This is a genomic window from Microbispora sp. CL1-1, from assembly GCF_012034195.1.
Lineage (GTDB): Bacteria > Actinomycetota > Actinomycetes > Streptosporangiales > Streptosporangiaceae > Microbispora.
On record NZ_JAATEK010000021.1, the window covers coordinates 128,500 to 134,499 of the forward strand.

A 6,000-nucleotide genomic window follows, 5' to 3' on the forward strand; every position below is an offset into this window, starting at 1 on the left:
CACACCCGGCTCGACCTATGCGGTACCGCCTGGAGGATGGCGCGGCGTACGACCCTCGTGAACCCCTCCAACTGCGGGGCGAATGGCACTCGCGGAGCGCGGAGCGCGGAGGCCGTCTCCGCCGGCCTCCGCGCCCTCGCTGAGCACGGCCTGGCCGAACGTCGGCAGGGCGGGTGGGTGCGTGGGCCCGCCGACCCCGCCCGCGTGGCCCAGCAGCTCGGCGCGCCCGAGCTGCTGGCCGACATCCTGGCGAGGGACTGGTGCAAGCGGGCCGAGTGGCGGGCCCTGCTCACGCTGGCCGAGGTGTCCCTTACCCTGATCGACGACTTCGTGCATCCGGTGCCGCATCAGGACATCGCCGACCAGGGTGTCCCATTGTGGGCGTCGGACGAGGCGCCCGGGCCGCCTGTCACGGCGTAGGGCGATCTTCCCCAGACTGATGCGGATCGAGGTAATTCGTTCGCGGCATCGGCGGGGACACGGGAGACTGGGCCCTCGATCCACGTGGGTGTCCGTATGGGAAGGCGCACCTTGGTACCTGCTGAGGAACTGCCGGAGAACCAGGCTGAGCCACCGCACGTCAAAGCTGCCCGGCGGCTGATGCGTCAGCTCGACCGCGCCCTCCAGCAGCAGTACGAGACAAGCTACCCTCTCTTCCTCGGCACGCAGCTCCGCGTCCCCATGAAGGGGAGCCCCTGCCATGGTGATCTCCTGGTGATAGGGCAGGAACGAAAGAAGTTCCAGCCTGCCCTGATGAACCTGCGCCAAATCGGCCACCACGCGGCCGAGTTGGCGATTGCCAACATGCTTGATCATCTCCATGCGTTGCGGCGCACCGTGGATCGGGACGAGGTACCGCTGTTCGCGCACACGTCGGTGATGCGGACGGTCGTGGAGGCAGCCGCCATCGCATGCCGCTGGTACGACCCGAGCGCCAGCACAGTGGTCCGGCTTCTTCGCGCTGCCGTGGGGCACCGCTACGACGCGGAACAGGACAAGAAGGGGTGCGACGCGTTGCCGGACCATCTCCCGTACACCGCCCAGGCTCGGCAGGAGGCTCGCAATCGCTTCGACGACGCGCGAAAGCTCATTGCGGAGGCAGGCATCACCGAAGGACTCGGGAGGGACGGAAAGACGGTCGCACACCTCGTGTGGCACGACGGCACGAAGATCCCGACCAAGATCGAGTGGTCGGGCGAAGTTGCTACCTTGTTCCCCGACCTTCCTAACATCTACCAAATCGGCTCCGGCGCCATTCACAGTGTGCCTTGGCATCTGTCCGAGGTTCTCATCCCTTCCATCGACGCGGTCTCTGGATTCAGGGCCGCGCCCAACCCGCTCAGCATCGCAGGCGCGGTGGATGCGGCCCTTGCCGCATGCGGCAAGGTGCTGCAGCACTTCGGTGCCTTCTACGGCCTCGATGTCACTGAGCTCATACAGAAGATGGAAGTTCGACGGCGCACCGTCTTCGTGTACATGCAGGAATACATCCACGCCCGCGACGAGGCCCGCAATCCTTAGCGCCGGAACTAATAGATCACCCCGGGTACGGACAGCCCTCGTACTGGCGGCGCACCTCGATGACCCCCGCCCTCGGACAAGGACGCCCGGAGCCGTAAGTGGAAAGGGGTGGTCCTCACCCATGCCGCCCCACCTTTGGACGGGCTCGAAGGTCTCGATCTAGCCGACCCTGCCTGACGCCGCCGTCCATTGGCTCACGGGACGGTACGCGATCGGGACCGCCCGCGCCGTTGGGAAGAGGACGGGACTTCGATGCCGGGCCGCGGCCGTCGCTGCGGTGCTCGCGGATCCCGGAAGCGGCGGTCGCGGCGTGGGGGAACTACTGGAGGCGGTCGAACGCCCTCTTTTCAGAGGTGGCTGCAGCGGCCAGCACCTCGCTGGCTCACGTGGGGTTGTCTTCCCGTCTTCACTGGACGTCACCGTTAAGAAGGCGCAGCAGGTCGGACGTCGAGACCCGATAGAGGTCCCCGATACGGATGGTCCGTACGGGGAACTGGTCCTTCTTGGCGAGCTCATAGGCCTTGGTGCGGCCGATGCCGAGGATCCTCGCGGCGGTCATGAGGTCGAGCGTCGGTGGGAGGTCCTGGAGGTCGCGGAGGGTGATGTCCTTCATTCGATGCCCCCTGCCGCTGCCGATGCCTCACGGATCCGCGCTACCGCCAGCTTGCAGTAGCCCGCGTTGAGTTCGATGCCGATGAACTGGCGGCCGAGTTGCCGGGCGGCAAGGGCAGTCGTTGCCGCTCCGGAAAACGGGTCCAGGACGGTGCCGCCGGGGCGGCAGCCGGCGGCAATGGCACGGAGCGGGATGTCGATCGGGAACGGAGCGAAGTGGGCGCCCCGGTAGGGCCTGGTCGAGATCGTCCAGACGTCGCCGGGGTTGCGGCCGTTCGAGTTGGCCGCATCAATGGCACGGTGGTTCGGGCGGCTGCCGGTGCCGTGCAACGGGCTGGCTGACTCCGGCGTGGCGACCGGTGGCCAGGGCGTCTGGATGGCGTTGGGTTTCATGCCACCGCGTCGGGATCGGCGAGACAGCGATCGGTCGCCGGTGTATTGCTCGCGGATGGCGTCGAGGTCGAACCAGTAGAAGCGCTGCTTGACGAGCAGGAAGATCAGCTCGTAGCGAGTGGAAAGCCGGTCTAGGACCGACTGCGGCATGGTGTTGGGCTTGGACCAGACGATCGCGTTGCGCAGGATCCAGCCGTCCTGCTGGAGGGCGAAGGCGACCCGCCATGGCATGCCGAGCAGGTTCTTGGGCGGCACGACAAGCCGGGGGCGAGGGCGTACGACCGGCTGCCGTTGGTTGTAGTCGACGCCGCGGGCGTAGCCGCCGGAGTGGGCGGCGTAGACGTCGCCGAGGTTGAGCCAGCAGGTGCCGTCATCAGCCAGGACCCGCCGGGCCTCCGCGAACGTGGCGCGGAGGTTGTCCACGTACTCGTCGGGTGTCGACTCCTGGCCGTACTCCTCGGGGCAGTGGTCGCGCAGCCCGTAGCAGGGCGGGCTGGTCACCAGGCAGTCCACGGACCGGTCGGGCATCTCGGAGAGCACGTCGCGTGCGTCACCGAGGTGCAGGGTGGCGTGGTCGTCTCGCCAGTACGGAGCCCTCATCGCGCCTCCTCCTGTACGGAGAGAGCCTTCATGAGAGGGGCCCGCCCGGCCGAGGCCGGCTGGCGGTGGACCTGAAGCCAGGTCGTGCTCGTTACTTCCATTTCTGTTTCGGGGCGGAACTCAGATACGCGCTTCGAGTGCAGCAGCGGCCTCCGGCACTGCTCTGGCGTGAGCTGTCCGCCCTGGTGAGAGCACCTGCGTACCTCTGGCGTCGCTCTGGCGCACGCCTCTCGAAATGCCGCACCACCAAACGCCAGAGGCGTGCCAGAAGCAGTCGGCGATTGGCGCCGGAGCCATGCCAGAGGCCCCTCCTACAACCGGGTTCGACGAAGCGAAATCCCTCTCGCCGTGGAGAAACCCGATGAGCACGAACCCATCCGACACAGCCGGCCCGGACCGGTCACCTCTGGACATCGCCGAGCGCGCATTCCAGATGCTCGCCTGCGCGCCCAGTAGCCTCGCCATCGACGGCAGGGAGGTCGGGCACGGCCTCCCCCGCCGGCCAATGTCACTGATCGAGCTACGGGATGTGCTGATCCACCCCTCCTGCTCGAACGCCGCCCGCGACGCGGTCTGGCGGTTGCTCGTGACGCGGGCCCGGCAGGACGGGCCGCAATGGATGGTGAGTGCTGTCGGCGTTGCCGTACCGGCACTGCGCGGCATCAGCGGCAGGATCTGCCGCGGCTACGTTGCCGGAGACCCGGAAGACATCGACACCGAGGTCCTGACCGCGTTCATCGAGGCGATCCGTACGGCCGACCTCGACAGCCCGAGCGTCTTCCCTCGGATGTGCGCCGCGGCCAAGCGGGCCGGCGAGCGCGCCCGGGAGAACGCGGAGGCCGGAGCGGCCCGGCGCTTTCCGCTCCAGGAATCCTCACCCCCTGCCATCCCCTGGGGACACCCGGACCTCGTCCTCCTGGACGCCGTCGCTAAGGGAGTCATCAGCGAGGTCGACGCCGAACTGATCGGCATGACCCGCCTGGAGAAGCGCACCCTGGCCGACGCCGCCCGAGAGCTCGGCCTGACCACCGAAGCCGCCAAGAAGCGCCGCCAGCGCTGCGAACCGATCCTCGTCGACGCCGTCCTGAGCGGCGAAGTCGAGGTAGCCACGTCCCTAACGATCTCCTCCACCCCTTCTAGAGAGGTGGAGAAGGACGTCCCCATGACTTCCGCGCGGAGCCGGAGCTCGGATACGCAACCCGACACCACCACGAGGAAAGGAGGCTGGGGCAGCCTCACCGGCTCCGCGCGGATCCCTCACCTGCCGACACTGCGGAAACCGCGCCGGCACGTCGTCCGCGTCCTGCTCGTCGTCGGCATAGCGGCGGCAATCATTGCCGTCCTCGTTGCCGCGGCTCTGGCCGACGGCGGCAACGCGACTGCTGTGATCCACGCCGCTGCTCCGCCGACCCGGCCGGACCAGCTCGACCAGGTCTTCACCAACCTGAGGAACTGGATCGTCGGGCTGCTCGCCACGCTGGCGACGCTCATGTTCACCATCGGCGGCCTGCGCTACCTGGTCGCCGGCGGAGATCCCGGCGAGGTCCAAAAAGCCAAGGTCGCTTTCAAAGCCGCCGCCCTCGGTTACGCCCTGGCCGTGCTGGCACCGCTGTTCGTCAACGTGCTCAAGCACGTCGTCGGCGGGTGACCGCGATGGCCACCGAGATTCTTATCCACACCCTGTGGACCAATCCCTCGCCCACTCCGACGCCGGCGGTCGAACTGCCACCGCTCCCGAGCGGCAACACCGGGATCAGCTTCGGCATCGGCGACTGGATCACCAACCAGATCAACGCCTGGTTCACCGACCTCGTCGGATCCGCGATCAAGCCGTTGCTGGACGCCCTGGCCGCCACGCTCCTGGCCACGCCGAGCATCGACGGTCAGACACGGATCGAGGACCTGTGGCACGTGACCCTGGTCATCGCGAACGGATCCTTCATCCTGTTCGCCACCGTCGGCGGGATCCTGGCCATGAGCTACGAGACCGTCCAGACCAGGTACGCGATTAAAGAGATCCTGCCCCGGCTCGTCGTAGCCTTCCTGGCCGCCAACGCCAGCTTCCTGCTGACCAGCAAGGCCATCGATCTCGGCAACGCGATCGCCCAGGCGCTGCTCAGCCAGGGCTTCGACGCGCGCAGGGCGGCCAACGCGGTCCGCCTCCTCGTCCTGCTGCCCGACGCATCGCCGATCTTCTACATCCTGCTCGCCCTCGTGGCCGTGGTGCTGCTCGTGGTCCTGCTCATCACCTTCGTGCTCCGAGTGGCCCTGACCACCCTGCTGGTGATCGCGGCTCCACTGGCCCTCGCCTGCCACGCGCTGCCTCAGACGGACGGCCTCGCACGGCTGTGGTGGCGGGTCTTCACCGGGCTGCTGCTCATCCAGATCTGTCAGTCGCTCACGCTCGTCACGGCCGTACGGGTCTTCTTCAACCAGGACGGCCGCGAGGTCATGGGGCTCACCGGCCGGGGCCCGCTCTACAACCTCCTGCTCGCCCTCGTCCTGCTGATCGTCCTGGTGCGCATCCCCACCTGGGTCTCACGGGTGATGTTCCTGCCCGGCGGCCGCGGTCTCGGTGTGGTCCGCATCGTCAAGTACGCCCTGGCGTACAAGGTCACCAGTCCGCTTCTCAGCGCCCTGCACCTCAAGAAGGGCTCTAGGGTCGGTACGGCCAAGCGCGCGGTGAACACGGCAACGGTCAGGCATGCCTTGCCCGCCCTGGCGGCAGGCCCTGCCGGTACGGCTGCCGCGTCCGCTGCCACCGCGGCAACTGCCGCTGCCGCAGCGCGCGGAGGTGCCGGACCGGCAAAGCACGCTCCCGTCGCCGCTCGCCGTCCGGTCAACGCGGCCAACTGGCAGCCGGCGGTTGCCAAG

General features: G+C 67.9%; 6 protein-coding genes. 4 read left to right on the forward strand and 2 right to left on the reverse strand.

Going from position 1 to position 6,000, the window contains the following annotated elements; genetic code table 11:
• The first annotated feature begins 36 nt into the window (after positions 1-36).
• Both HCK04_RS23905 and HCK04_RS23910 read left to right on the forward strand, forming a co-directional pair.
• Positions 37-420: a hypothetical protein gene (locus tag HCK04_RS23905; RefSeq protein WP_142649622.1), complete on the forward strand. Its 384-nt coding sequence runs from the start codon at positions 37-39 to the stop codon at positions 418-420.
• A gap of 96 nt (positions 421-516) precedes the next feature.
• On the forward strand, positions 517-1,521 hold the full coding sequence (locus HCK04_RS23910; protein ID WP_142649623.1) for a hypothetical protein: 1,005 nt from the start codon (positions 517-519) through the stop codon (positions 1,519-1,521).
• A 406-nt stretch (positions 1,522-1,927) separates the two neighbouring features.
• Here the strand turns inward: HCK04_RS23910 and HCK04_RS23915 are convergent, their stop codons facing one another.
• Together HCK04_RS23915 and HCK04_RS23920 are read right to left on the reverse strand one after the other, a co-directional pair.
• Entirely contained in the window at positions 1,928-2,134 is a 207-nt protein-coding gene (locus HCK04_RS23915; RefSeq protein WP_142649624.1) for a helix-turn-helix domain-containing protein, read from the reverse strand.
• Complete coding sequence (locus tag HCK04_RS23920) at positions 2,131-3,126, reverse strand: site-specific DNA-methyltransferase (RefSeq protein ID WP_142649625.1); 996 nt, start codon at positions 3,124-3,126, stop codon at positions 2,131-2,133. Before HCK04_RS23920 ends, HCK04_RS23915 begins: the two co-directional genes overlap by 4 nt.
• A 235-nt stretch (positions 3,127-3,361) precedes the next feature.
• On the opposite strand from HCK04_RS23920, the gene HCK04_RS42690 reads away from it, so the two are divergent.
• Together HCK04_RS42690 and HCK04_RS23930 are read left to right on the forward strand one after the other, a co-directional pair.
• A complete protein-coding gene (locus HCK04_RS42690) occupies positions 3,362-4,774 on the forward strand; it encodes a pilin (RefSeq protein ID WP_240971729.1) in 1,413 nt (470 codons plus the stop codon).
• A gap of 5 nt (positions 4,775-4,779) precedes the next feature.
• A partial coding sequence (locus HCK04_RS23930) for a conjugal transfer protein TrbL family protein (RefSeq protein WP_205830625.1) occupies positions 4,780-6,000 on the forward strand: 1,221 nt, incomplete at its 3' end.